The following is a 22633-nucleotide window of genomic DNA, read 5'->3' as shown; positions in this document are numbered from 1 at the left end:
GCAGGGGTTTAAACCCCTGCCTCAAAGCGAAAGTCCTCTGAAGAGGACTAAGAAGAAGACGAAGACTTTTTAAACTCATTAGTCCTCTTCTTAAGAGGACTAAGAAGCAGACTTTTTAAACTCATTAGTCCTCTTCAGAGGACTTTCGCTATTAGACAGGGAATTGATTCCCTGGCGGACTTGTGGGCGGATGCGAGGACTGGCGAACTCACAGCTTAATTTGGTAAAAAATTCGGTTTCGAGGAGTCGGAGTGGCTAAGTCCTGTTCGATCGACCGCATTCATTGTTAAAATAAGATTTTGTCAGAGGCATCGCTACAGCATCGCAACGAAAAAATAGCCACTACCTCCCTGCGTAAAGTCATGCCCCAAGACTTCTCCGGTAAAAATCTCCGAGGCCGCAACTTCAAAGGTCAAAATCTCACAGGTGCAAAATTCATCGGTGCAGACATCCGAGGCGCAAACTTCACCAATGCCATCCTCAAAGAAGCTGACTTCACCCGTGCCAAAGCTGGACTGCAACGTCGCTGGACAATTTCTTTAGTGGCAGTTACCTTTTTTCTGTCAGCAATAACAGGGTTTGCCTCCATGAGTGCGAGCTGGATCATGCAGTATTGGCTGCATAGCTTTGAGGCATTAAAACAAAGCGCTCTTGTCCTGGGTGGGATCGTCTCATTAGTTTTAGCATTCTGTTTTGCGATCGTGGTTAAGCAAGGACTGACAGTGGGTTTAGGAACTTGGACTGCGATTACAATTGCTGCTTGGTCTGTAGCTTTAGCTGGGGTTGTGGCTTCGCCTCCGCCTTCTGGTAAGTTCGTCCCAAGTTGGTTTGATTATTTTGGCGCTGCGGCTGCCGCTTTAACTCTGGTTTTGGCTATAACTTTACTTGTGTCTTTTGCTGTGGCTTTGCTTGTAGCTTTGGATTTAGCTTTAACTTGGTTGTTGGCTGTAGCTATGGCTATGATTTTTGCTTTGGCTTTAGCTTTGGCTTATATTTCGGCTTCGGCTGACTCTGGAATGCAGGAAGGGATCGTGTTTTGGGCTTTGGCTGTAGCCTGTCTAGGTATTTACATTATGTGGCGTGCCCTGGCTGGGGATGAGAAACACGCCTTGATTCGCAGTATTGCCATTGCCTTTGCCGCTACAGGTGGCACTAGCTTTCGCAATGCCGATTTAACTGATGCCAATTTCACTGAGGCAACTCTCAAAAGTACAGATTTTAGAACAGCTAATCTCACTCGCACTTGCTTCCGCAATACAGCAAAACTCGATCGCGCGCGAGTTGGTAATTCGATATTAGCTGATACCCGCGTCCGAGAATTACTCGTCACTAGCAATGGCTACAAAAAATCCTATGTTGGTGCGAATCTCCAAGGAGCAAACTTGATAGGCGTTAATCTCAACTATGCTAATCTCAAGCAGGCTAACCTCAGCGAAGCAACTTTGCATCAAGCTAATTTGCAATTTGCAAACCTGACTGAAACTCAAGCCTTAGCCACAGATTTTACCGCAGCTTATTTTACAGGTGCTTGTTTGGAAGCTTGGAATATTGACGGTAATACAAAGCTCGATCGCGTTGACTGTCGGTTTGTTTATCTTCTAGAATATCCCAAACCGGGAACTGACGATCGCGAACGCCGACCTCACCACATCAGTAAATGTTTTGAACCGGGCGATTTCGATAAACTGTATAAAAAGATTATGGCAACGATGCAAATCCTACTCAAAGATGGGATTAACCCAGAAGCTTTTGTCGCCGCTTTTCAGAAGTTAATGCAAGATTTTCCAGATATTACACGGGATTCAATTCAAGGAATTGAGAAGAAAGAAAACGATGTTTTACTGACTCTCAAGGTTCCCGAAGGAACGGATAAGGGAAAAATAGAGCAAATTTGGGACGAAGTTTATCAAGCAAGGCTAGAAGCTCAAAGGCAAGCGGAGCAATTAAAATCTAAAGATGAAATTATTGCAATAGAAAGAGATCACTACCGTGTCTTTCAAGACTTTGTGAGAGGAGTGTTTAGTCAATATTTGCCAAATCCTTCAACCGTGCCTCAGCCATCTAGCCTGATAATTAACAATCACAATCAATCTACAGCAGAGAATAAAGTCGCAAGCGACAACATCGACCAAAGTCGCAAAGCTGAAATTTCAGGCGGAACGGTTAACGCTACCGGTGCCGGCTCGTTAAGTTTAGGAGATCATGGCGGTACAACAGCCAATACGATCGAGGAGTTGACTAATTCAGCCGTTAGCGCAGCCCTCGAAGAGGATCGCCCTTCATAACAAAATCAGTAATGCTATAATCTTAGTCAAACTCTGGGAACAGCGGAAATCAAAGCTATGAGCGTATCAGTAAGTTCAGAAAAACCGGAATTTAAAGAATTACTGCTGCAATTGCAAGCTGCGATTGCGAATGAAAACACAGAATTGTCAATCCAGAGTATAGAAAATCCTGGAAATCCAGTAATTGCCATCTTTGTCAATACTCCGACAGATGAGAAGCAAGCTATAATTTATAACACTTTAAAGCAAAACTACGAACAGCTATTAAAGGCGATTGAGGATAAATATCAAGCTGAATTGCGAGCCAAAGATTGCGAGATTGCCATGTACCGTCAAGCAATAGCTATTTCCGAAGAAGTTTCGGAAAGTTTAACAGAACTTGAAACCGCTGCTAATCTCAATCAAGAAGATGAGTCGATCTCCGAATCAGAGGATGTTGCATCACTCAGAGAGATAGTTGAAGAATACGAGGCTGAATTAAAATATAAAAATGAGCAAATTGCCTTATATCGCGAGGAAATAGCTGAGCTGAGAGAACTAACTATAATTTTAGCTAAACAACCGCTGTCAATTAATATTATTCAGGAGGATAAGCTACTTCGTTGATAATTCAATGTCGATCATTCGGCGGTTGAAACCGCTACTACACAAACGAAGTCCGCGCAACGCGAGACTAAGATGTAGAGGGTATATTTAAGCCTGATTGAATATAAAATTGTTGGCTACGCGACCTGTTAATGTTAAGATTACTAATAAACCTAAAGCTAGATCGGAGAGTAAAGCTATGAGTGACCAAATCGACCAAAGTCGCAAAATAGAAATTACAGGCGGAACGGTGAACGCTAGCGGTGCTGGAGCGTTAAGTTTAGGTGATATCAGCGGTACTGTTGCCAATACAATTAATCAATTATCTGATTCTGCTAAACCAGATGAACCGGGAATCAAAGAATTATTGACTGAGTTACAAACAGCGATCGAATCTGAAACCAATTTATCTGATGATGATAAAGTTGAAGCATTGGAACAGGTAAAAGCTTTGGCAGAAGTAGGGCAAAATCCCCAAGAAAGCACGATGCAAAAGGCGGGAAAAACGGCAATGAAAATTCTGAAAGGCACTATTGCTAGTTTACCAAGTGCGGCAACATTGGCGGAAGCTTGTAGTAAATTGTTGCCCGCGATCGCAAGTCTCTTACTTTTACCCTAAAATTCAGACTGAACTTACACGCTTCGACCAAGAAACCGGGTTTTTGAGCGAATCTACGCACCGTAACAAAGTATTCTCATAAAAACCCGGTTTCTGACTACACGCGCGCATTTTGGCCAAAGAAACCGGGTTTTTGAGCGAATCTACGCACTGTAATGTGTCTTCTCGTAAAAACCCGGTTTCTGACTACCCGCGACTAAGTCCTATTGCCTCGGCGCTGTATCATCAGTCGATACCTTCCGACGAATCAACACGCTCATCACTTGCTTGGGATTGCCTGTACGCTGTAGCTGACTCCAGTCGTTAACTTCCGCAAATCCCAATCGGTACAAAGTCAGTATGGTTTTTCTGACAGCCTTCGGCGAACCGACAATCGTTAACATCAAGATATCTTGTTCCGATGCTGCTGAGTCGTCATTTGGGGGTTCGGATTTGTTGTCATCAGGCACGAATTCCTGTGGCATAATATGTTCTCCTGGTTTTGGGTTTTCTAGGAAAACCCAAAAACCTAGCCGCCCCGCAGTTCAATACATAGCAGGGCGGCTACAGAGAGTGTTAGGATTCTCAATTAGCCTCCAGACTGCTGATACCAGTTTGGCGGTTAGCTGTCTATTGCTGTTGGCGCAGCAATGGGCAGTGCAACTAGATTTTTGGGCAACGCGGGCTACTTCCTCTACAAGCAAAGCAACCTCTAATTTCAAAGCGTAGCGACTTTGGGGGCCCGTGTCAATCCATTTTGGATACTTCAACTTCGCACACGCCTACCGCCGCGAAGCCGAAGGGTAAACTGTCAACCGTCAACCGTCAACTGTCAACCGTCAACCGTCAACCGTCAACAAAATAGTTGAATTATTGCCGGCTTAGTCACTTTTCCCATCGCATTTCTAGGTAATTCTTCAACTGTCAAAATTTTGGTGGGGACTTTATACACAGCCAATTGTTCTTTTGCCCAACTCCTGAAAGATGTTAAGGTTAAACTGGATGTCGATCGCAAAACTAACGCAGCGCAAACTCGCTCACCCCATTCTAGATCCTCAACGCCAACCACTGCACATTCGTGAATTTCTGGATGCGATCGCAATACTTCCTCAATTTCCAAAGCTGAAACTTTATAGCCTCCGGTTTTGATGATATCCACACTCATCCTTCCGAGGATGCGATAGTTGTCATTCTCAATTACTGCAAAATCTCCTGTACAAAACCAGCCTGCTTGGAAAGTTTTCGCTGTTGCTTGGGGGTTTTGCCAATATTCCAGAAATACTCCCGGATTTTTGACTTGAATTTCTCCTGGTGTTCCTGCTGTTACTAATTCTCCTTTTTCGTTGACTAATCGCACTTCCACACCAGGTAGAGGTTTTCCTACATATCCCGCTGCTCGTTTACCGTGTAAAGGGTTGGATAAGGCCATGCCAATTTCTGTCATCCCATAGCGTTCTAGCAGAAAATGACTGCTGATTTTTTGCCATTTTTCTAATACTTGAACTGGTAACGCAGCCGAACCTGAGACCATTAAACGCATTTTAGCACAACTTTCCGATCGGCTTTTTTGGAGTTCTTCCGCAGCACTTTCCCACGCAGCAATCAATTTTACATAAATCGTCGGTACTGCCATAAATAAGGTTAAATCGCCGTCACAAATGCGATTCCAAACTGTTTCAGCATCAAATTTGCTCAACATTTCGCACTCTGCGCCGGCCCATAAAGCACAGGTTAATACATTGACAATTCCGTGTATATGATGTAAGGGAAGTACGTGGAGAATGCGATCACTTGATGTCCATTCCCAAGCGTCGATTAAGCTGGTTACTTGAGCTTGAATATTTTGATGAGTGGTTACTACTCCTTTTGGTTTTCCTGTTGTACCGCTGGTGTAGAGAATTAAGGCGCGTCTGGTGATATCTATTTCTGGGAGAGGGCTAATCTGGGTGGGAAGGGTTTCGGAAGTGAGGATAAATCCTAGGTTGTGCGATCGGGCGATCGGGCGCAATAAATCTTCAAACTTTGGATGGGCAACAATAATTGATGCTCCCGAATTGGTGATAACATACTCTAATTCTGGTCGCGGGTGGGACACGCATAGAGGTACGGCGATCGCACCTGCGCGCCAAATTCCCCACAGGGTAGCGACATACTCAAATCCAGAGGGAATCAGAAATGCAATTCGTTGTTCTTGTAAATCAGTCACATCCTGAAGCAATTTTGTTGCTATTTGGCTGGATGTGTGCAGCAAATCTGCATAGGTATATGTTTGTTCCAAGGTGGCGATCGCCCTGCGCGTTTTGTGTTCTAGAGCACGATTTATTAAGGGGAGATTCACGTTTTGAGTATTTATCTGAATCATGTCGGTAATCAGAAGTGCGATCGATCTCAGCATAACTTGAAATTATCTCATGCAGATATCTCAGTCGGATACTTTACCGAGCAAATCGACTGATTGATCCAAGAATCCCTGTGCCTTCAGGCCAGGGAGTGTCAATTAAGTTTTAGCTGCTACAACTGTTAACTTGTTCCGGCTTCCTCCTGTTTAATTTTTAATTTAAACTCTGGTAAACAGATACTCATTGACAGGGCGGCGGTGCCTGTTTCCCAATAATTATGGGAGTCTCTATTAAACAAGTTGGCAGATTTTTCACAAATTTTAGGCTCGTCCCGCTCTATGATACAGCGCGATCGTCAGTGATGTGGTGGCTGCGATCGCTGCTACCGTCCGAACATGGTTCCAGAAGGTCCAATGGGCGAGGTAGCTAGCCCAGAATCTCGCGCCCTCAGCGCTGCTAGGATCGACCTTTGCTAGCCCATCATTGAGCGGCACATTACACACTATTGACTGTGAACCCTGTGTACTGATTGGTGAAAATTATGAGCTTGAAGGGCTTCCGGCTGGTACTTGTCCTTGGGAAAAACAGGGAAATATTGCCTGTCAATTTTTACGCTGTACAAGTTGGGAGGCGATTCTCTGGGACTATTTCTATTATCTAGAAGAAGTGCCACAGTCTTCATGGCGCGCCCAGGACTTTGCAAGCTATGCTTTGGTGAAAGCATCTTTCGGCGATGCAGCATCAGCGCGTCTTCACGAACAGTTCCAGGAACAAGTTAGTGTGGTAAAACTTGATTAATTAGTGCCGCAAACTAAACATAGGTTGCTAAAGTCCTGATGTGGGCGGTAGCTGCTGCTACTGTCACTGGTAATCTGTAGCCACCTCCATGAGTAGAGAGCACTGGACATCCCCATCTCTTAACAAAATCTAGTAGAATTTCGGTCAGTTTACAGAAATCAGCATTTGTCCAATCTGTGATGTCCTTCCCACAATCATCTCTGTGGGAATCATAACCAGAAAAAATAGTAACTAGGTCTGGTTCCCACGGTACATTTTCTAAAGCTTGCCGGAAAGTGCTGATACTCTGATGGGCGTAGTAGAATCGACCAGTTATACCCTCTGACTGCAAAACTTCTACTGGAAAAGATTCAGGAATCAGCGGAATGTTACAATGTCCAACAGTTTCGGCAATGGTTGTTGTGCCAGCTTTCAAGTCGGAGGCTTTCGCCATGTAGATATCTACACCACTATGAATGCTAATACAATAGACGCTAGGATCGTTGCTAAAAATTGACTGAGTTCCATCGCCATGATGAATATCCCAGTCAACTATCAATACTTTTTCAAATCTTTGTGTCTGAGCATATCGAGCAGCAGCAGCTAGAGGATTTAAGATACAGTAACCGTGTCCCCAATTCCTATGAGCATGATGTCCTACCATACTGAAGCAGTAAGCCCGTTCTAGGTTTCCCTGTTTCATTTGGTCGATCGCTTCCATCATACCTCCCAAACCATAGATATAACCGGGCAAACAATACTCTAAACCTTGGCATTCTATACTCAAGTCTGGTAAGGCTAGGCTGATGTTATCTAGTGGTTTACCGAGGGCTTGTAATATCAATTTGCGGAGATATTCTCCAGCATGAACCTTCTGATAATCACTCATTTTTGCTTTTCTTAAGGGTAAGGCTGGATAGTCTGTCAGAGATTTTTGAAGAGCTTGTCGGACTTGATTGTAGTAATTAAAAGAATATCCGGTAAAAGAAATTGTTTGTATTAATTTGGAAGTAGAAAATGTTTGTGGGTGTAGATAGGTAGCAAGCTGCATCGTTTTATTTTGGCAGTCAAACTGAAGAGGTTAATTGTAATGAAATGCCTAGTATTTTTAACTAACCATAATACCACAGTTACTGCATTTTATCAAGCTCTGCAAAAAACTTGATAACCTCCTGTGATTGCCAAGCGTGAATCGGATGCTGGGGTTCAGATCGGCGCCATGGGCTATGTAGCCACAATACAGCTAGGGTGCGATCGCAATTCAGAAGAAATGGGTGCCACCGCTGCACCGATAATCAGAAGTTGAAACACGATACTGACGGCTAAATTCTGTATTTTTTATTTTCAATATAATCATCAATATTAGTCAGTAGATTAGTTAAATATTTTACCAATTTATCTTTATCATCAACTAACTTGCTCCAAAGTATTTGACTGGAAGCATCAGAAAACGAAACATTTCCATGGGCCAAATCGCATCGGATCTTAACGACAAAATTCAGAATATCATCGATTTCTCTACTCGCAACTCCTAAATTTCCAAAGAAGCCGTACATATCTATGAGTTCTTTGATAGTTTTAGCATCCAAATTTCCCGATATGGGAATATTAGATGGATCTAACGAAACCATCTCATCATCCAAAACCGATTTAATTAATTCCTGAAGATTGTCAGCGATCGAATCTTTTTTGATATATGAATCTCTGAAACTTTTACTTCGATCGTTCAGTAACCACAATCTCTTGATTTTGGGACTTAAATCTTTATAAGTTAATTGCTCGACTAAAATAACATCATGAATGGCAGTTATACCATTTCTAACAGAGGATTCGACAAGATTGTATAATAGCAGGTAACAATGAGACTGCAAGATTTTTTGAAGCTCGCTATCAACAATATATTCACCTGATGGGAAGATGATTGATTTAGCAGACAATGCACCAAGTTGTTCGATTTTATCTACTAATTCAAAATATTTCTGGATTTCTGCCACTCGCCTGTTAAAGTCCCTGATGAACTCTTTCATAGGCTGCAACTTAAAAGTTTATCCTTAGCATAGTCAATTCTTGGTTTCATATTCTCAGGCTTATGAGTTTGGTAGCAGACTATTGGAATTAGGAGTTAGATCGAGATTACTGGTGTTGATGCGATAGAAAATATCATTCCTTACTTTTTCATCAGCTTTGTCTGAGAGAACTATCATTCTAAGCGAAGTATTTTTAAACTTTCTTTGGCGTGAGGGTGCGAGATCCTTAAAATAGGAACCATTTAGAGAATTTAATGTTTTGAGATTACTCAATTGCAACTGATTTGTCATGAAAGCTACAACAGTTCTCACCCTTTGAGAGCCATCAACAATCTCTAGTCTTCCAGTTTCTTTGATTCCTGCGACAATGATGGCAGCAATAGGCAGACCAAGAATAATCGATTCAATGAATCGAGATTGACGATCGATATCCCATATCAATTCTCTTTGATATTCAGGGATATAAATCTCACTGAAATCATCGTCATCTTTTTCTAGGTATTTATCGACTATGAATTCGATGGTGTATTCTGTGGTATGGTAGTCAATCTTTTGCTTTATTTCGTCAATCTGCTCTTCGGCGATATTGATGATGTCTTGCCTAATTGCTTGAGACATAAGCACCTGCGTTTATAATAACAAGGACATAAAAAGATACTCCAACTTTTGTTGGTATCTATATTATAGTACATTGGAAGGCGTGGGCGATCGCGGTTTTCATTAAGCTTTCTTACTTTACAATAAATTTATTGTAAATTAATAACTCCATTGATTGAGAACAACAAACTGATTTTTTAGGTCATACTCTGCTGTCTCTAAATTATCAATTGCCTTCACTATCGCCTGATAACTCATATTCTTAGAAGCCTCAGAATCTTGATAAACTGCCAAAATCCCTGAATGTTCTGGGTTCGCTTGATGTAATTCCTGAAAGTCATCACAATTGCGTGTCAGCACGACTCTCTCATTTTCTCTGGCAGCCTGTAACACGACTGAATCTGGACGATTCATTAAATCCAATGTATTAACTGTGGCTACATCGTGACCGGCTGCCTGAAGAAGATTAACTAAATACTTTGCTTGAGAATCTTCGTCAAGCAGCATTCGTAGGCTCAAGTTGGACTCCTTTTACTTCCAATCGATAGCGTTCTTCGTCTGCTTCTAATTTTAAAAGTTCCTGATGATTTTCACAGTAATCAATCACCTCATAGATAGCATCAAGTGGTAAATCCCAATTTTCGGATGCTTGTTCTGATGACATATGATTAGCAGTCATGTCTCGCCAAATAGTCGATGCCAGTAATTTATGTCCTTTAATATAAAGTTGTTTTCGCCAAGGATGAGGACGTGCAATTAAATATTGCCAATTCTCGATTTCTGGTGTAGTTTGGAGTGATTGAACGATCGCACTTAGCAGCGCAAGGCGATCGCTGACTGAGAGTTGGCTGGCTTTTTCTTTAAGCTCTTGCAAGGACATATAAAAATACTCCAACAAAGGTTGGTATCTGAATTATAGTACAAATGAGCTAGTAGCGTTTATTCTTCTAGCAGTAGAGGTTCCAAGGCAATCAGCAGTGTTGGAATATCTTCATTTGAGGTTTTCCAGACTTCATCTAGGTCGATATCATCATATCGATGAATCAAGTTGTCCCGCATTCTGGCAATGAGTGACCAAGGAATTTCTGAATGTTGCGATCGCAGTTCTGGAGAAATGCGTTTCACCGCTTCACCGATAATCATATCAAATCCGGTAACATCGGAATTATTCATCTCTCTTCTCTCCCTCTGTGTTCTCTGCGTTCTCTGTGGTTAAATCATTCCGATGCAGCCGGAAACGATATCAGAAGTTGAAACACGATCGCAGATTGCGTTTTATCATCATTGAGAAATGCACTTTTGTCCATGTTACCTTTATATTGCAGGACTTTTTGAGCAGAAGAGGCAATGTCTAGCAAGGAAGCGCGATCGCGATTATTTGACATAGATAGTTTGAGCCGTAGACAGAATTTCTTGACGGCGAATCCAGTTGGAACTGCGCTCGATCGCCCGTTTACTGATTAGATCGACTGGTCTGCTTAGCAATGCTTCGAGTTCTTCCTGCATTTGGGCGTGATCGAGTAGACCCCAGTTGGCTGTGGGAGCAAAAGCAACTAAGATATCGATGTCGCTGTCTGCATGAAAGTCATCCCGAAGGATAGAACCAAACAGAGAGAGTTCGATGATTTGCCAGTGTTGGCAGAATTTGGTGATTTGGTCGATTGGTAGGGCGATCGCGGTTTTCATTCAGCCTCCTCAATCTTTCTTTTTAAATCGATCGGATGCAACTGGGGAGTTTGTTCTAATTGTTCCAAACATCGGGCAATTTTTTTCGCTAGGGATTTGTCAGCATTGACATAAACCTTTTGAGCATCAGGATGGAGAAGAACTTCATACATCAGAGCGAAGAGTTCTCCAGTTTGTATAATCAGTTTTAGGAGTTGCTTGATTTTGCTTAACTCGCTCTAGCAATCCAGAAATTGCCAAAAGTTCTTGAGTTGCAGCTTCGCTTTCTGCATTGGCTAAATAAGCTGCAAAATCAGCAAGCACCTGTAATCGTTCTGGTGATAGTTGCTGGAGTAAGTCGTTAAGCTGGCGGTGTAACTCTGTCACAGATATCAAATCTGCTGAGGAGCGATCGTTCATTTGGGAATTATCCGTGCTTTTTCCCTCATTTTACCGCATAGTTTTTGTGTTTGTCAATCTCTTGTTGCGATTGCAATCTAGCCAAGGTTTACTCATCAATCTCAACATTCATAACTACAAACAATCTCTAAAGGATGACAAAAATGAGCGATGAAATTAAGGTGCGATCGAGTAATGGGAATATTTTTGCAGATATAGGGCTGCCAAATTCTTCAGAATTATTGATTAAAGCGGAACTGGTTCACCAAATTAGTGAACTAATTACAGTGCGAAAATTGACCCAGATTGAAGCAGCAAAATGCCTGGGAATCGATCGCGCTAAAATCGCTGATTTGCTGCGTGGTAAACTATCTGAGTTTTCGATCGATCGCCTGTTCCGGTTTTTAAATGCGCTGGGTAGTGATGTGGAGATTCGGGTGATTGCAAAACCTGAATCTGATGCTCAGGCTAAGACAAGGGTGGTTGCTATATGATATCGTTTTACTGACAACTACTCGTAGCGTACTTTCTTAGATTTAATCACCTTACTTACATCATCGTGCCTTTGCCCCTCAATAATATCCTTGAGATGAATTTGCCCATTAATGTATTGAACGTGGATACGCCAACCTGAGACTTTATCGATATCAGCACGATAAATTGCCTGCTTCACGCCCTTTACTTTGTGCAGTCTCGTTTTTGGAAAATTTCTGGTTCTGTGACACTCGTTGTCTTCAAGTTCTGCCAAAGCTTCCAGAAAACAAATCTTTAGCTCGTTATCTGGCAAAATCTTCATGGCTTCGTAAATAATCCCATATTCATCGCAAAGCGTAATAGTCAGTGCCATAAATCAGCTTACGAAATTTGGGCAGTTGCTAGATTTTGGTGAAGCATATCTTGATATAAAGACTCTGCTACACTCTGATATGCGCGATCGAGGTCATCGTGTTTAACTACTCGAAAAAGAGTAAAAATAACTTGCCCAAAAATTGGATCTTCGTCAACTGCCCAAATTACTCTTAATGTTCGAGAAACCGTTAGTGTGTACAGTGAAGATTCGTAACCATTAAGATTTGTCGGTAGGCGAAGGCGGCGCAGCTTACGATATAAATCAGCTTTTTGAGTTGGGAAGAGGCTGGCGCAATCGTTGATTTTTTGAATCGCTGCTGCTTTTTCATCTTCACTCAACTTAGTAAGATCGTTTTCAAAGCCCTTTGTTGACTCAATTAGAATATCCACGTTACTAGCTGCGTTAATTTCATCTCTCAGCTTTTTCATAGCTTTGTTCCTCATTTTACCGCCTACGGTTTTTGTTTGTCAATCGGTACTCCCGATCGCGATTCAGCCAAAATTTACCCATAAAATTAAGTGTCTTATACCGCAGTTATGATATAGTCTCTTGTTCCCAAGATTTATATAATTACGGTTTGCATACATGGTTCATCTTTACCGAACCTTGCTTTTTTTAGACTTGGGAACTGAATAGACAGAATCTCGTTCAGTTATTACAAATACTGTCTTTTTTATGAAACTTTTCAGTAATCCTAAATTGTGGTTTTCTGCTGACTGTCATAGCTGCAATTAGATTTTGGGTAAATAGGGATTTTTATCCCCAAACACATACAAAATGAGATTAAGTGTATTATACCACAAATGCGGCATGATAATATGTCTAAGCGTCAACTACCCCAAACAAATTCTCTAGGTCTAACTCCACTCCCTCTTACTCGCCATCAGTATCTCATATTCTTAACATTTATCAAGATTTAGATAGTCGGAAAAATCGAGTTCGCCCTTGTCTTGAAAAAGTTCCATCAGAATGACAGACCAGATCCATGCAGCCGGACTCGATCGAACTAAGCTAAACTAAGCTAGGTAAATGACTTGATATACTGATGACTATTTTTACTCTGCGATCGATCAAAAAAGACTTCGGCATCAAGGAACTCTTGACAGATGCCAGCTTCAGCCTCGATGAAGGCGATAAAGTCGGACTCATCGGCACCAACGGTTCCGGGAAATCAACGCTGCTGAAGATGATTGCGGGCTTAGAGTCGATCGACTCTGGCGATCGCTGGGTGAACCCCGGTGCTAAAATTGTCTATCTCCCCCAACAGCCGGATTTGGACGAAAATCACACTGTCCTAGAGCAAGTATTTGCTGACAGCGGCGAACAAATGGCTTTGGTACGCGAATACGAGGAGATTTCCGATAAATTGTCCCACCACCAAGGCGATACTGACAAGTTGATGGCGCGACTGTCTGCGGTATCTGAACGCATTGATGAGGTGGATGCGTGGGATTTGGAAACTAAGGCTAAGTTGATTTTGACTAAGTTGGGAATTGAGGATTTTGATGCCAAAGTTGGCGATTTATCCGGTGGCTACCGCAAGCGAATTGCCTTAGCAACGGCTTTACTTTCGGAACCAGATGTGTTGTTGATGGATGAACCGACTAACCACTTGGATGCGCTTTCTGTCGAATGGTTGCAGAATTATTTGAATGGTTATCGCGGTGCTTTGTTGCTGATTACGCACGATCGCTATTTTCTTGATCGCGTCACCAATCGCATCCTAGAGATCGATCGCGGCGACCTTTACAATTATAGTGGCAATTACGCCTACTACTTGGAGAAAAAAGCCTTAGCCGAAGAATCCGCAGCCAGCACTCAGCGCAAATTTTCGGGAGTATTGCGGCGCGAGTTGGAATGGCTCAAGAAGGGGCCGAAAGCGCGCAGTACCAAGCAAAAAGCCCGAATCGATCGCATTAAAGATATGCGCGCCGAAGAGTTTAAAACAGCCAATGGCAAAGTCGAGATTGCTACAGCGGGCCGCCGAATTGGTAAGAAAGTTGTTGAGTTACTGAATATCCGTAAAGCTTATGGCGATCGTACTTTAATCAAAGATTTTACCTACAATTTCACTCCCGAAGACCGGATTGGAATTATTGGCTGTAACGGCGCGGGAAAATCCACGCTGATGGATATTATCACCGGACGAATTAAGCCCGATTCGGGTACTGTAGAAATTGGAACAACCATTCACATTGGTTATTTCGACCAGCATTCGGAGGATTTGACACCCAATGAAGACCAGCGAGTGATTGAATACCTCAAAAGTGTGGCAGAATTGGTGAAAACTGCCGATGGAGAAATCATTACGGCTTCTCAAATGTTGGAGAAGTTTCTGTTTCCGCCGATTCAACAGTATGCACCGATTAGCAAACTTTCGGGCGGGGAAAAGCGCCGATTGTTTCTGTTGAAAGTGCTGATGAGTGCACCGAACTTGCTGATTTTGGATGAACCGACAAACGACTTGGATGTCCAGACTTTGGCGGTGTTGGAGGATTATCTGGAAGACTTCAACGGCTGCGTAATTGTCGTTTCGCACGATCGCTATTTTCTCGATCGCACAATTGACATGGTATTCTCCTTAGAACCGGGTGGTAACTTGCGTTTATATCCCGGCAATTATTCGGTGTATTTGGATCACAAGAAAGCCGAAGAAGCGAAGGAACTTAAAGCACAAAAAAACAAAGGTAAACTACCACCAGCCACTGAAGCTAACAACCCAAAAGTCGAAGCTCAAGCTCCAAAACCAAATAAGCTTACGTTTAATGAAAAACGGGAATACGATCAGTTAGAAGCTAAAATTCCGCAATTGGAAGCTGAAAAAGCAGAGATTGAGCAGATTTTGTCTCTCAATTCTCCGAGGGGGTTTGGTGAGGTGAAAAAGTTATCTGAACGTTTGGGCAAATTGAATCAAGAGATTGAAAAAGCAACAGAAAAATGGATGGAATTGGCGGAAAGGGTGAGTTAAGTTGCGGTGAGTGCAAGTATTTCGTTTACAGCGTACTATATTTGTTTGTAGTGAGGACTTTAGGGTACATCTGAGTTTTGTAATATATTCGTAGGGGCGAAGCATGACCGCAGTAAATCTGTGGTAATCACTAATAAATTGTCTGCGGTCATGCTTCGCCCTTACAAAATTGAGATGTACGCGGACTAAAGTCCTTACTATAAACCTTAAAGTAATCACATAATAACTAGATTCCATGCTAAAACGGATATACATTGACAATTTTCGCTGTCTGGTTAATTTTGAAATTGACCTTGATGCAATTAATTTATTTCTGTGTACTAACGGTTCTGGAAAATCAACTGTTTTTGAAGTATTGCAGAAAATCCAAGCATTGGTCAGCGGCGACAGTAAGGTAGAAGGAATTTTCAAACCAGCGGACTTCACCCGCTGGCAAACTTCACAAATTCACTGAATGTCTTTCACCGCGATCGCCTTCACCGGAATTGAAATGACAAACTCTGTACCTTCACCTAAAGTTGAATTCACCTTCAGTATACCATTGTGTTTGTCAACAACAATCTGACGCGCGATCGCCAATCCTAACCCCGTGCCTTTTCCCACGCCTTTGGTGGTAAACAAATGCTCGAAGATTTTTTCTTTTACTTCATCCGTCATCCCCATCCCGTTGTCCTGAATTCGGATCTGTACCTCGGTGACAAATAATTCTGTTTTAATAATAATTTGATTGGGATGAGCTTCAATTTCTGCAAAACTGCGAGCTTGATTCGAGTCTTCTAGGGCATCGATCGCATTTGCCAACAGATTCATAAATACCTGGTTGAGTTGGCCGGCAAAACATTCGAGTAGGGGAATATTGCCGTAATTTTTGATGACGGCAATTTCCGGGCGAACTTCGTTGGCTTTGAGGCGATGTTTCAGAATCAGCAGGGTACTATCGAGTCCGTCATGCAAGTTAAAAGCAACGGGCTTGTCAGTATCCGCGCGAGAAAAGGTACGCAAACTAATGCTGATATTGCCGATGCGATCGACTCCGGCTTGCATCGAACCCACTAATTTTGGTAAATCGGTGCGAATGAATTCTAAATCGATCGCTTCCATCTCGTCTTGAATTTCCCGATCGGGATTGGGGTATTTTTCCCGATACAAGTCAATTAAACCAAACAAATCGTTAATATTGTCGAGGGCGGGTTGGATATTGCCTTTGAGGAATCCGACGGGATTGTTGATTTCGTGCGCAACCCCGGCAACCAAATTGCCCAGGGCAGACATTTTTTCACTTTGGACAATTTGCATTTGAGCTTGTTGCAAATCGAGCAGTGCTTGTCGCGATTGCTGGTACAGCTTGGCATTTTCTAAGGAAATTGCTGCTTGAGCGCAGAGCAAATTCAGAATTTCTACGCGATCTTCCGTAAATGCTCGCGATGTAACATTGTTTTCCAGATACAAAATGCCCAGCAACTTGCCTTGATTGAGGATTGGCATACAAAGCAAACTCTTGGGCTGGTGGCGCAGGATGTAGGGATCTGCCACCAGTCGCAGATGAGCGAGTGGGTTGGCGACGATCGCAGGTTTCAGGGTGCGTTTGACTGAGTAGATCGAGGAAGCCGGGACATCCTGACTCTCGGCTAAGGGAATGTGACAAAGCACGGTAGCAGATCGATCTGATCGAGCTTGTGCTTTAATTACCAGGCTGTCATCTTCTAGCAGCAGCAAGACACATTTGTTTGCTCCGGCATTTTCGATCGCCACTTGCAACAAACTCGCCATCAGTTTTTCCAGTTCGATTTCGCCGGAAAGGGCTTGAGAGGCTTTGAGAATTCCTGCCAAATCGAAAGCCGCAGAAGCACTGCTAGAAGTAGAGGTGAGAGTACGTTTGGCAGATATGATTTCATTTAGTCTCAGCGGTAAGTGCGATCGCTCCAAAATCGGTATCAGCAAGTGCGGATAGCGTTGCTCTAAATCATCAATTTTTGCCTTAGCGCCCCAGTGGGCGTAGCAGTAGTAAGCCTCAATTAGATATGTTTGAGCGATTTTTGCTTTGTCCCAGTCGAGGTAGAATTTGGCGGCGAGTTCATTGGCTAAGGCTTCTTCTTGGATGTAACTGTTTTCTTTTGCTCCAAAAATAGCGCGATCGTAAAGCTCGATCGCCATTATTTTATTACCCAAAACTCGATATTTTTCTGCCTCAACCAAATCGTACTTATGCTGAAAATTCATCGGGGCGTGATGTGCCCACGTTTGCATCTGAGCCTGATTCGCTGCAACCTGGCTCAGAAATTCATCGCGAGCTGAGTTTGTGGCATCAGGACACTGGGAAAGGAGAGCCAGAGAATAGTAAAAATTGTGTTCAACAATCGTCATGATTCCAGTTGCTGTCTGCTGATAAGGTTCCGCTTCCCTAGCACAGGCAAGGGCTTGTTCCGGCGCATTCAACAGGTACAGCAGCCAAGATTTCGCAACATTGAGAGCAAACAACGTTGTACCATTCTTTTGCTCAACTAAAATTGGCAAGATTTCTGCCTCCTGGAATGCGAGTCCATTTAACTGAAGCGGATCTTCCGCAAGACCAAGTAAATTGAGAACAATCTGATGCCATACCTGACCGTAAAACACATGATATTCCAGTTTGTGTTTTTGCAAGAAATCGAGATACTGCTGATGCTTCTGCTCCACCAATTCTAAAGATTTACCTGCAAACAACAAATGGCTGCAATAGTTAAGTATGCCATAGCCAGACGAGACTAAATCTCCATTGTCAAACCCCAGGTTAAAGGCTAATATTAATGGTTCAATGGTTGTCTGAATATGTTCTTTCCAATGTCTGACATAGCCATTGAAGCTCAATATGCTGTGTGCTTTAATTACTGGATTATCGGATTGCTCAACCAAAGCCACAGCCAGTTGACACAACTGATAACCCATGTCCACTTCTCCTCTGCTACACAGCGTCATGCCATGAGTATTATAGGGATACATTGCTTGCTGCGAATTCCCATACTGGATACAGGAATGGAGTGCTGTAAAAACTGCCTGCTGAGACAGTGACGGATCGATCATATAAGCAGCATGGCCAATCGTATTTAAGATTTGTAGGGCTGCGATTCGATCGGGCTGTGTCATTGGTGGCAAGTTGATTAATGCCTCAATGTTTAGTTCTGCCGGTGGTTCTTTCTCCAGATGAATCCCCAGCAGTTCTAGAGTTTGTAATCCCGTATAAATCGCTGCTTGTAACTGGGTTTGAGCAAGATAAATCTGCATCTTTTGTTCGTAGACGCTGACTTGTTCTAGGAGTGTTTTAGCATTTTTCAAGGCGATTTCAACCAGGACATGAGATTGCTCAAAATTGCTAGTTAGGTATTCTGCCTTTGCTGCTTCTAGATGCAGATCGATCGTCAGGTCATATTGACGATTCCAATCCTCAGGGGTGAGAATTCCTAAAGCAACATTGAAATATTTAACTGCTGCTGTGTAAGCGGTTGCAGACATTGCTTTTTTACCAGCCCTGCAATTGAGTTGAACCAGTTCATCTATTTGAGATGGAGTGGTAATTAAATTAGCTCCAATATTCAAATGATTGACAATCTCAAAAATCTTTTCTCCAAGTAGCTCAGTTGAAGTATTGCTCAGCCATAGCTGTCCAATTTTGAGGTGAGTAGCCTGTTTTTGGTCGTCTGGGATCGACGAGTAGGCAGCTTGTTGGACGCGATCGTGCAAAAATCCGTAAGAACAGTGTTGAGTAGGGAATGGCGAGGGCTGAGTTGTTAATTCTGCTTCGATCTGGTAAAACTTATAGGTTTCGCTCACAGGCAGAACCAGTCCTTCCTGCAAGGCTTTCCACAAATCAGCAGCAGTTGCGATTTGAGATTGCTCGGAGATGATCGCCAGTGTATTTAAGTTGAACTGCGCCCCAATGCAAGCGGCAAGTTTGAGCATCGTCTGAGTTTGTGCCGGCAACTTCCGCAATTGCAGTGCCATAAACTCCACCACATCATCAGTGGTTGCCAAAGTTTTGATTTGGGCAATATCGCACTGCCACCCCCCTTGACTTCCTCCCTTGCTAAGGGGGGACTGAGGGGGGTCAAAGGTAATTTGTCCATCCTCATGCAGAGATTTGAGAAACTGAGTAGCAAAAAAGGGATTGCCTTGGGTTTTTTGATAAACTAATTCTGTCAGCGGTTGGGCGAGAGGGATGTCGCAGTTCAACGTATCCGCTACTAACTGATTCATATCCATTAAACTCAATGGTTGCAGAGTGATGGTATGCACCGCCCGGCCAGTTTTGATAATCTCATCGATCGCCAGCATCAATGGATGAACTGACGACACTTCGTTATCGCGATAGGCGCCAATTACTAACAGATGTTCCGTATCCTGCATCAGCAATTCCATTAACTTCAGTGATGCCAAATCTGCCCACTGCAAATCGTCTAGAAACAATACTAACGGATGTTCCGCAGAGGTAAACACCTGCACAAACTTCTGCATCAGCAAATTAAACCGATTTTGGGCACGACTTCCTGATAATTCAGGTGCCGGAAGTTGTTTGCCAGTGATTTGTTCTAGTTCTGGAATCACGTCAATCAAAACTTGTCCGTTATCTCCAACAGCTTTGAGAATTTGGGTTTTCCAGTTTTGCAATTGGGTATCTGATTCTGCTAGCAATTGTCCCATCAAATCGCGGAATGCTTGCACGAAGGCACTGAAGGGAATGTTGCGCCCAAATTGGTCGTATTTTCCCTTGATAAAATAACCGCGCTGTCGTACAATCGGTTTATGAATTTCATTGACAACGGCGGTTTTACCAATGCCGGAAAAGCCAGCCACCAGCATCAGTTCGGATTGGGGATTTTCGATTGGGGATTCTCGATTGTCTTGATTTTTGCCGGCAATGCGATCGAAGGCTTGTAATAATGTCTGGACTTCTGATTCTCGTCCGTAGAGTTTTTCGGGAATCAGAAAGCGATCGCAGATATCCCGTGCACCCAACTTAAACAAATCAATCTTGCCTGTTTCCTGCAACTGATGCAGGCAAATCTTTAAATCGTGCTTCAGTCCTGAAGCACTTTGATAACGGTCTTCTGCATTTTTTGCCATCAGCTTGCAGACAATTTGTGACAACACTGAGGGCACGTTAGGATTGAGGCGATCGACCGTGACAGGCTGCTTGGCTAAATGACAGTGTACTAACTCGATTGGATCGTTGGAAGCAAAGGGCAATTCTCCCGTCAGCAGTTCATAAAATGTGACTCCCAAAGCATAAAAGTCACTGCGATAATCGATGCCGCGATTCATCCGCCCGGTTTGTTCTGGTGAGAGATATGCTAAGGTTCCCTCTAGGGCGTTAGCATTCTGAATTTCTTGAGTTTCGCGGGGTAGCAAAGAAGCGATGCTGAAGTCAATCAACTTGACTTGTCGCGTGTCTGGATGAATTAGAATATTAGCTGGTTTGAGGTCTTTGTGAATCACTCGCTGTCGGTAGAGTTCATCTAAAGCTGCTGCAATTTGAATCGTAATCTGAAGGAATGCAATCAAAGTTTGCAGGCTATCTCCCATGTGTCCCTCTCGCTTGAGCATTTCCGAAAGCGAAATGCCGCCGAAGTCTTCCATTACTAGGGCGTAGGCATTTTGATAAGGTTCTAGCGTTAAAGGTTTGACAATGCTGGGCCCGTCAAGATTTTTGGCGATCGCATATTGATTGCGGAATTGTACAAGTTCGCTAAAGTTAGGAAATGGGTTTCTCAGCAGTTTGATGACGACCGGAGTGAGATCGTTTTCTCGGAGACCTCGATAGACTAAAGTACGAGAACCTACATAGAGTTGTTCGGTAATTATATACCCTAACAATTCAGTAATTTCAATCATTCTCCTTCCCTCAAAGCGAACTGTGCACTATTACTAAACGTTACCTTGCAGCGATCGTCTTGATGGAGATCTAAATCACAAACTGGCGATCGTGGTAAAAAAAGATCCGAAGGCACTTGTCTGTCAAGTTGGATAAGTTCGATCGATAATACACACCATGCGCAGATACCCGACTTCTTCAAGAAATCGGGTATCTAACAGCTATGGGATTTTAGGTTGAATTTGAGCGATTTACCTATCTACTCTCTAATTACCAAAAGCATCCTTGATGCTATCAACAGTGCGCTCAATAGCGTTCTTTGTGTTGTCTACTGCTTTTTGAGTCCGGGCAGAATCTTCCCCTGCTCTTTTCTCAATGGTGGCTGCATCTTTTTTGGCTTTGCGCTCTGCGACACTACCGTCTTCGGTTGATCGATCGACTTTAGCTGCATTAGTCTTGGCTGTTTCCTTGACCTTATCTTCCGTGTCTCGGATGAAATTTTTGGCTCGTCCCGCATCTGTACTGGCTTTATCTTGAATTTTATCGCCCAGGTCTGCTGCTGCGATCGAACTTGCAAAAGGGGCGGCCATTGCTGAGGTGTTGGAGAAAAATGCACCTTGCCAAACAAAGGCGATCGCCGACAGACAAAGCACAGTTGCAGCCATCCAGCGTCTAGCAGTCGAAAACCGCTTCGTCAAGTAATTCAGATTCATAAAAATACCATCTCTATCAGGTTTAGCCTCCTATTTGTAATCGATTTTACCGATCGCCTCAATCTTTCCCCAGATAGAGGTTTTTGCGCCATCGCTGGTTAAAGGAATTCACTATTTGGATAGATGGTGATTATGGTCATTCTACGGTGTACGATTTCCTGATTTGCTTTTTGCCTTCGCCGCCCTAGATTCCACTGTAAATGGTGGGATGTCTGCCAATTCTGTGGCGCTCAAACTGTATTGTTCGCAAACTAAACTCAGGCGGGTTCCACCGCTTGTCACTGCATTCACAGCATGAGTTAAATCTCCTTGAAAATACACGAGGGTATTTGCTTCTGGTTTAATCTGCCCGACTTGTTTTTTGTGACAGCGCAACACCAACTCTCCGCCTTCGAGATTTGTTGGTACTTGGATGTATAAAACGCTGACTGCTGCCGGAGGTTCCACCGTTTTACAGTAGGATCGCAAAGAGCGATCGATATGTGGATCGACACGGGAACCTTCTTTGAGCCACAGAGGGTTGAGATAAAAAGCATTGCAAGCTGGTTGTAGGGCTTGGTCTAGATAGGGTTTAAAGTATGGGAAACGCTGTTCTACTTGGGCGATTTCCGAACGTTGAAATACCACGGAAAAGCCTTTTGTACCGATGAAGTCGCGGTTGAGGTTATTGATGGCAAAATAAGGGGATGCGAGAATTGCTCCTCGCAAGTCGTTGAGATAAGTAATAGAGAAAGCGTTAGGATGCTTGCTGTAGTATTTCAAGGAATTCTATAAATGTGCGATCGAGCAATATCCAGAATACATCATGATTTTTGGTAGGAGCCAACTGAAACCATAAATATGGGAAAAACCCACTTCCTGCTACATAAGATTGACATAAAGCGGACAAGAATGACATCTCGGACACTTAAAACTTACTTCCTGCTTCTACGTAGGGAGTCGGCTCCTTCTACTCTACAGGCGTGAATTCAGGATTAGCCATCCT

General features: G+C 43.1%; 26 protein-coding genes. 8 read left to right on the top strand and 18 right to left on the bottom strand.

The features are described 5' to 3' along the window. Positions 1–299: 299 nt before the first annotated feature. From ACBR23_RS07340 to ACBR23_RS07330, 3 genes are all read left to right on the top strand, one after another. Positions 300–2285 carry a pentapeptide repeat-containing protein gene (locus ACBR23_RS07340; protein ID WP_371119319.1) on the top strand — a complete coding sequence of 662 codons (1986 nt, stop codon included), beginning with the start codon at positions 300–302 and terminating at the stop codon, positions 2283–2285. Between the two features lie 57 nt (positions 2286–2342). After that, the gene (locus ACBR23_RS07335; protein ID WP_371119320.1) at positions 2343–2891 is read left to right on the top strand and encodes a hypothetical protein; all 549 of its coding nucleotides are present in this window, start codon (positions 2343–2345) and stop codon (positions 2889–2891) included. Between the two features lie 178 nt (positions 2892–3069). Beyond that, positions 3070–3489 (top strand): hypothetical protein, encoded by a 420-nt coding sequence (locus ACBR23_RS07330; RefSeq protein WP_371119321.1) that lies wholly within the window; start codon positions 3070–3072, stop codon positions 3487–3489. 203 nt (positions 3490–3692) lie between these two features. Here ACBR23_RS07330 and ACBR23_RS07325 read toward each other — a convergent pair whose 3' ends face one another. The 3 genes from ACBR23_RS07325 to ACBR23_RS07315 form a co-directional block, all read right to left on the bottom strand. Then, a complete protein-coding gene (locus ACBR23_RS07325; RefSeq protein ID WP_371116875.1) occupies positions 3693–3953 on the bottom strand; it encodes a hypothetical protein in 261 nt (86 codons plus the stop codon). 368 nt (positions 3954–4321) lie between these two features. After that, entirely contained in the window at positions 4322–5863 is a 1542-nt protein-coding gene (locus ACBR23_RS07320; protein WP_371119322.1) for an acyl-CoA synthetase, read from the bottom strand. Positions 5864–6127: 264 nt separating this feature from the next. Continuing rightward, positions 6128–6301 carry an anthrone oxygenase family protein gene (locus tag ACBR23_RS07315; RefSeq protein ID WP_371116873.1) on the bottom strand — a complete coding sequence of 58 codons (174 nt, stop codon included), beginning with the start codon at positions 6299–6301 and terminating at the stop codon, positions 6128–6130. Between ACBR23_RS07315 and ACBR23_RS07310 the strand changes: the two genes are divergently transcribed. Next, positions 6291–6605 (top strand): hypothetical protein, encoded by a 315-nt coding sequence (locus tag ACBR23_RS07310; protein ID WP_371116872.1) that lies wholly within the window; start codon positions 6291–6293, stop codon positions 6603–6605. The two genes, ACBR23_RS07315 and ACBR23_RS07310, sit on opposite strands and share 11 nt — an antisense overlap. A gap of 13 nt (positions 6606–6618) precedes the next feature. On the opposite strand, the gene ACBR23_RS07305 is transcribed toward ACBR23_RS07310, so the two are convergent. Beyond that, a complete protein-coding gene (locus ACBR23_RS07305) occupies positions 6619–7635 on the bottom strand; it encodes a histone deacetylase (RefSeq protein WP_341739064.1) in 1017 nt (338 codons plus the stop codon). Positions 7636–7758: 123 nt separating this feature from the next. On the opposite strand from ACBR23_RS07305, the gene ACBR23_RS07300 reads away from it, so the two are divergent. Continuing rightward, positions 7759–7890 carry a hypothetical protein gene (locus ACBR23_RS07300; RefSeq protein ID WP_341739065.1) on the top strand — a complete coding sequence of 44 codons (132 nt, stop codon included), beginning with the start codon at positions 7759–7761 and terminating at the stop codon, positions 7888–7890. 16 nt (positions 7891–7906) lie between these two features. Here ACBR23_RS07300 and ACBR23_RS07295 read toward each other — a convergent pair whose 3' ends face one another. The 9 genes from ACBR23_RS07295 to ACBR23_RS07255 form a co-directional block, all read right to left on the bottom strand. Then, complete coding sequence (locus tag ACBR23_RS07295) at positions 7907–8611, bottom strand: MAE_28990/MAE_18760 family HEPN-like nuclease (RefSeq protein WP_371119323.1); 705 nt, start codon at positions 8609–8611, stop codon at positions 7907–7909. Between the two features lie 60 nt (positions 8612–8671). Next, on the bottom strand, positions 8672–9229 hold the full coding sequence (locus ACBR23_RS07290; RefSeq protein WP_371119324.1) for a DUF262 domain-containing protein: 558 nt from the start codon (positions 9227–9229) through the stop codon (positions 8672–8674). Between the two features lie 138 nt (positions 9230–9367). Further along, positions 9368–9715: a DUF5615 family PIN-like protein gene (locus tag ACBR23_RS07285; RefSeq protein WP_096830237.1), complete on the bottom strand. Its 348-nt coding sequence runs from the start codon at positions 9713–9715 to the stop codon at positions 9368–9370. Further along, entirely contained in the window at positions 9705–10088 is a 384-nt protein-coding gene (locus ACBR23_RS07280; RefSeq protein ID WP_371119325.1) for a hypothetical protein, read from the bottom strand. The genes ACBR23_RS07285 and ACBR23_RS07280 overlap by 11 nt, the downstream gene beginning before the upstream one ends. A gap of 59 nt (positions 10089–10147) precedes the next feature. Next, on the bottom strand, positions 10148–10381 hold the full coding sequence (locus tag ACBR23_RS07275) for a DUF86 domain-containing protein (RefSeq protein WP_371119326.1): 234 nt from the start codon (positions 10379–10381) through the stop codon (positions 10148–10150). Between the two features lie 44 nt (positions 10382–10425). Further along, on the bottom strand, positions 10426–10593 hold the full coding sequence (locus ACBR23_RS07270) for a DUF86 domain-containing protein (RefSeq protein WP_371119327.1): 168 nt from the start codon (positions 10591–10593) through the stop codon (positions 10426–10428). Beyond that, positions 10583–10894, bottom strand: coding sequence for a nucleotidyltransferase family protein (locus ACBR23_RS07265; RefSeq protein ID WP_341739069.1), 312 nt, complete (start codon positions 10892–10894; stop codon positions 10583–10585). The genes ACBR23_RS07270 and ACBR23_RS07265 overlap by 11 nt, the downstream gene beginning before the upstream one ends. Then, positions 10891–11046: a type II toxin-antitoxin system RelE/ParE family toxin gene (locus ACBR23_RS07260; protein ID WP_371116869.1), complete on the bottom strand. Its 156-nt coding sequence runs from the start codon at positions 11044–11046 to the stop codon at positions 10891–10893. The genes ACBR23_RS07265 and ACBR23_RS07260 overlap by 4 nt, the downstream gene beginning before the upstream one ends. Then, positions 11039–11293, bottom strand: coding sequence for a hypothetical protein (locus ACBR23_RS07255; protein WP_341739071.1), 255 nt, complete (start codon positions 11291–11293; stop codon positions 11039–11041). Before ACBR23_RS07255 ends, ACBR23_RS07260 begins: the two co-directional genes overlap by 8 nt. 143 nt (positions 11294–11436) lie before the next feature. On the opposite strand from ACBR23_RS07255, the gene ACBR23_RS07250 reads away from it, so the two are divergent. Next, positions 11437–11766, top strand: a complete 330-nt coding sequence (locus tag ACBR23_RS07250) for a helix-turn-helix domain-containing protein (protein WP_371119328.1) — start codon at positions 11437–11439, stop codon at positions 11764–11766. 17 nt (positions 11767–11783) lie between these two features. Here ACBR23_RS07250 and ACBR23_RS07245 read toward each other — a convergent pair whose 3' ends face one another. Both ACBR23_RS07245 and ACBR23_RS07240 read right to left on the bottom strand, forming a co-directional pair. Then, the gene (locus ACBR23_RS07245; RefSeq protein WP_371116866.1) at positions 11784–12119 is read right to left on the bottom strand and encodes a hypothetical protein; all 336 of its coding nucleotides are present in this window, start codon (positions 12117–12119) and stop codon (positions 11784–11786) included. 8 nt (positions 12120–12127) lie between these two features. Continuing rightward, a complete protein-coding gene (locus ACBR23_RS07240) occupies positions 12128–12550 on the bottom strand; it encodes a hypothetical protein (protein ID WP_371116865.1) in 423 nt (140 codons plus the stop codon). A 617-nt stretch (positions 12551–13167) separates the two neighbouring features. Here ACBR23_RS07240 and ACBR23_RS07235 point away from each other — a divergent pair. Both ACBR23_RS07235 and ACBR23_RS07230 read left to right on the top strand, forming a co-directional pair. Continuing rightward, positions 13168–15090 (top strand): ABC-F family ATP-binding cassette domain-containing protein, encoded by a 1923-nt coding sequence (locus tag ACBR23_RS07235; RefSeq protein ID WP_371119329.1) that lies wholly within the window; start codon positions 13168–13170, stop codon positions 15088–15090. Between the two features lie 235 nt (positions 15091–15325). Beyond that, positions 15326–15544, top strand: coding sequence for an AAA family ATPase (locus tag ACBR23_RS07230; RefSeq protein WP_371119330.1), 219 nt, complete (start codon positions 15326–15328; stop codon positions 15542–15544). Here ACBR23_RS07230 and ACBR23_RS07225 read toward each other — a convergent pair. From ACBR23_RS07225 to ACBR23_RS07215, 3 genes are all read right to left on the bottom strand, one after another. After that, positions 15538–20955 (bottom strand): AAA family ATPase, encoded by a 5418-nt coding sequence (locus ACBR23_RS07225; RefSeq protein ID WP_371119331.1) that lies wholly within the window; start codon positions 20953–20955, stop codon positions 15538–15540. The genes ACBR23_RS07230 and ACBR23_RS07225 overlap by 7 nt on opposite strands. Before the next feature lie 246 nt (positions 20956–21201). Continuing rightward, positions 21202–21648, bottom strand: coding sequence for a hypothetical protein (locus ACBR23_RS07220; protein ID WP_371119332.1), 447 nt, complete (start codon positions 21646–21648; stop codon positions 21202–21204). A gap of 141 nt (positions 21649–21789) precedes the next feature. Beyond that, positions 21790–22410 carry a 2OG-Fe(II) oxygenase gene (locus tag ACBR23_RS07215; RefSeq protein WP_340526018.1) on the bottom strand — a complete coding sequence of 207 codons (621 nt, stop codon included), beginning with the start codon at positions 22408–22410 and terminating at the stop codon, positions 21790–21792. Between the last annotated feature and the right edge of the window lie 223 nt (positions 22411–22633).

This window comes from Microcoleus sp., from assembly GCF_041354475.1.
GTDB lineage: Bacteria > Cyanobacteriota > Cyanobacteriia > Cyanobacteriales > Microcoleaceae > Microcoleus.
Note: the sequence above shows the minus strand (reverse complement) of the source record. Positions and strands in the feature narration are given on the sequence as shown.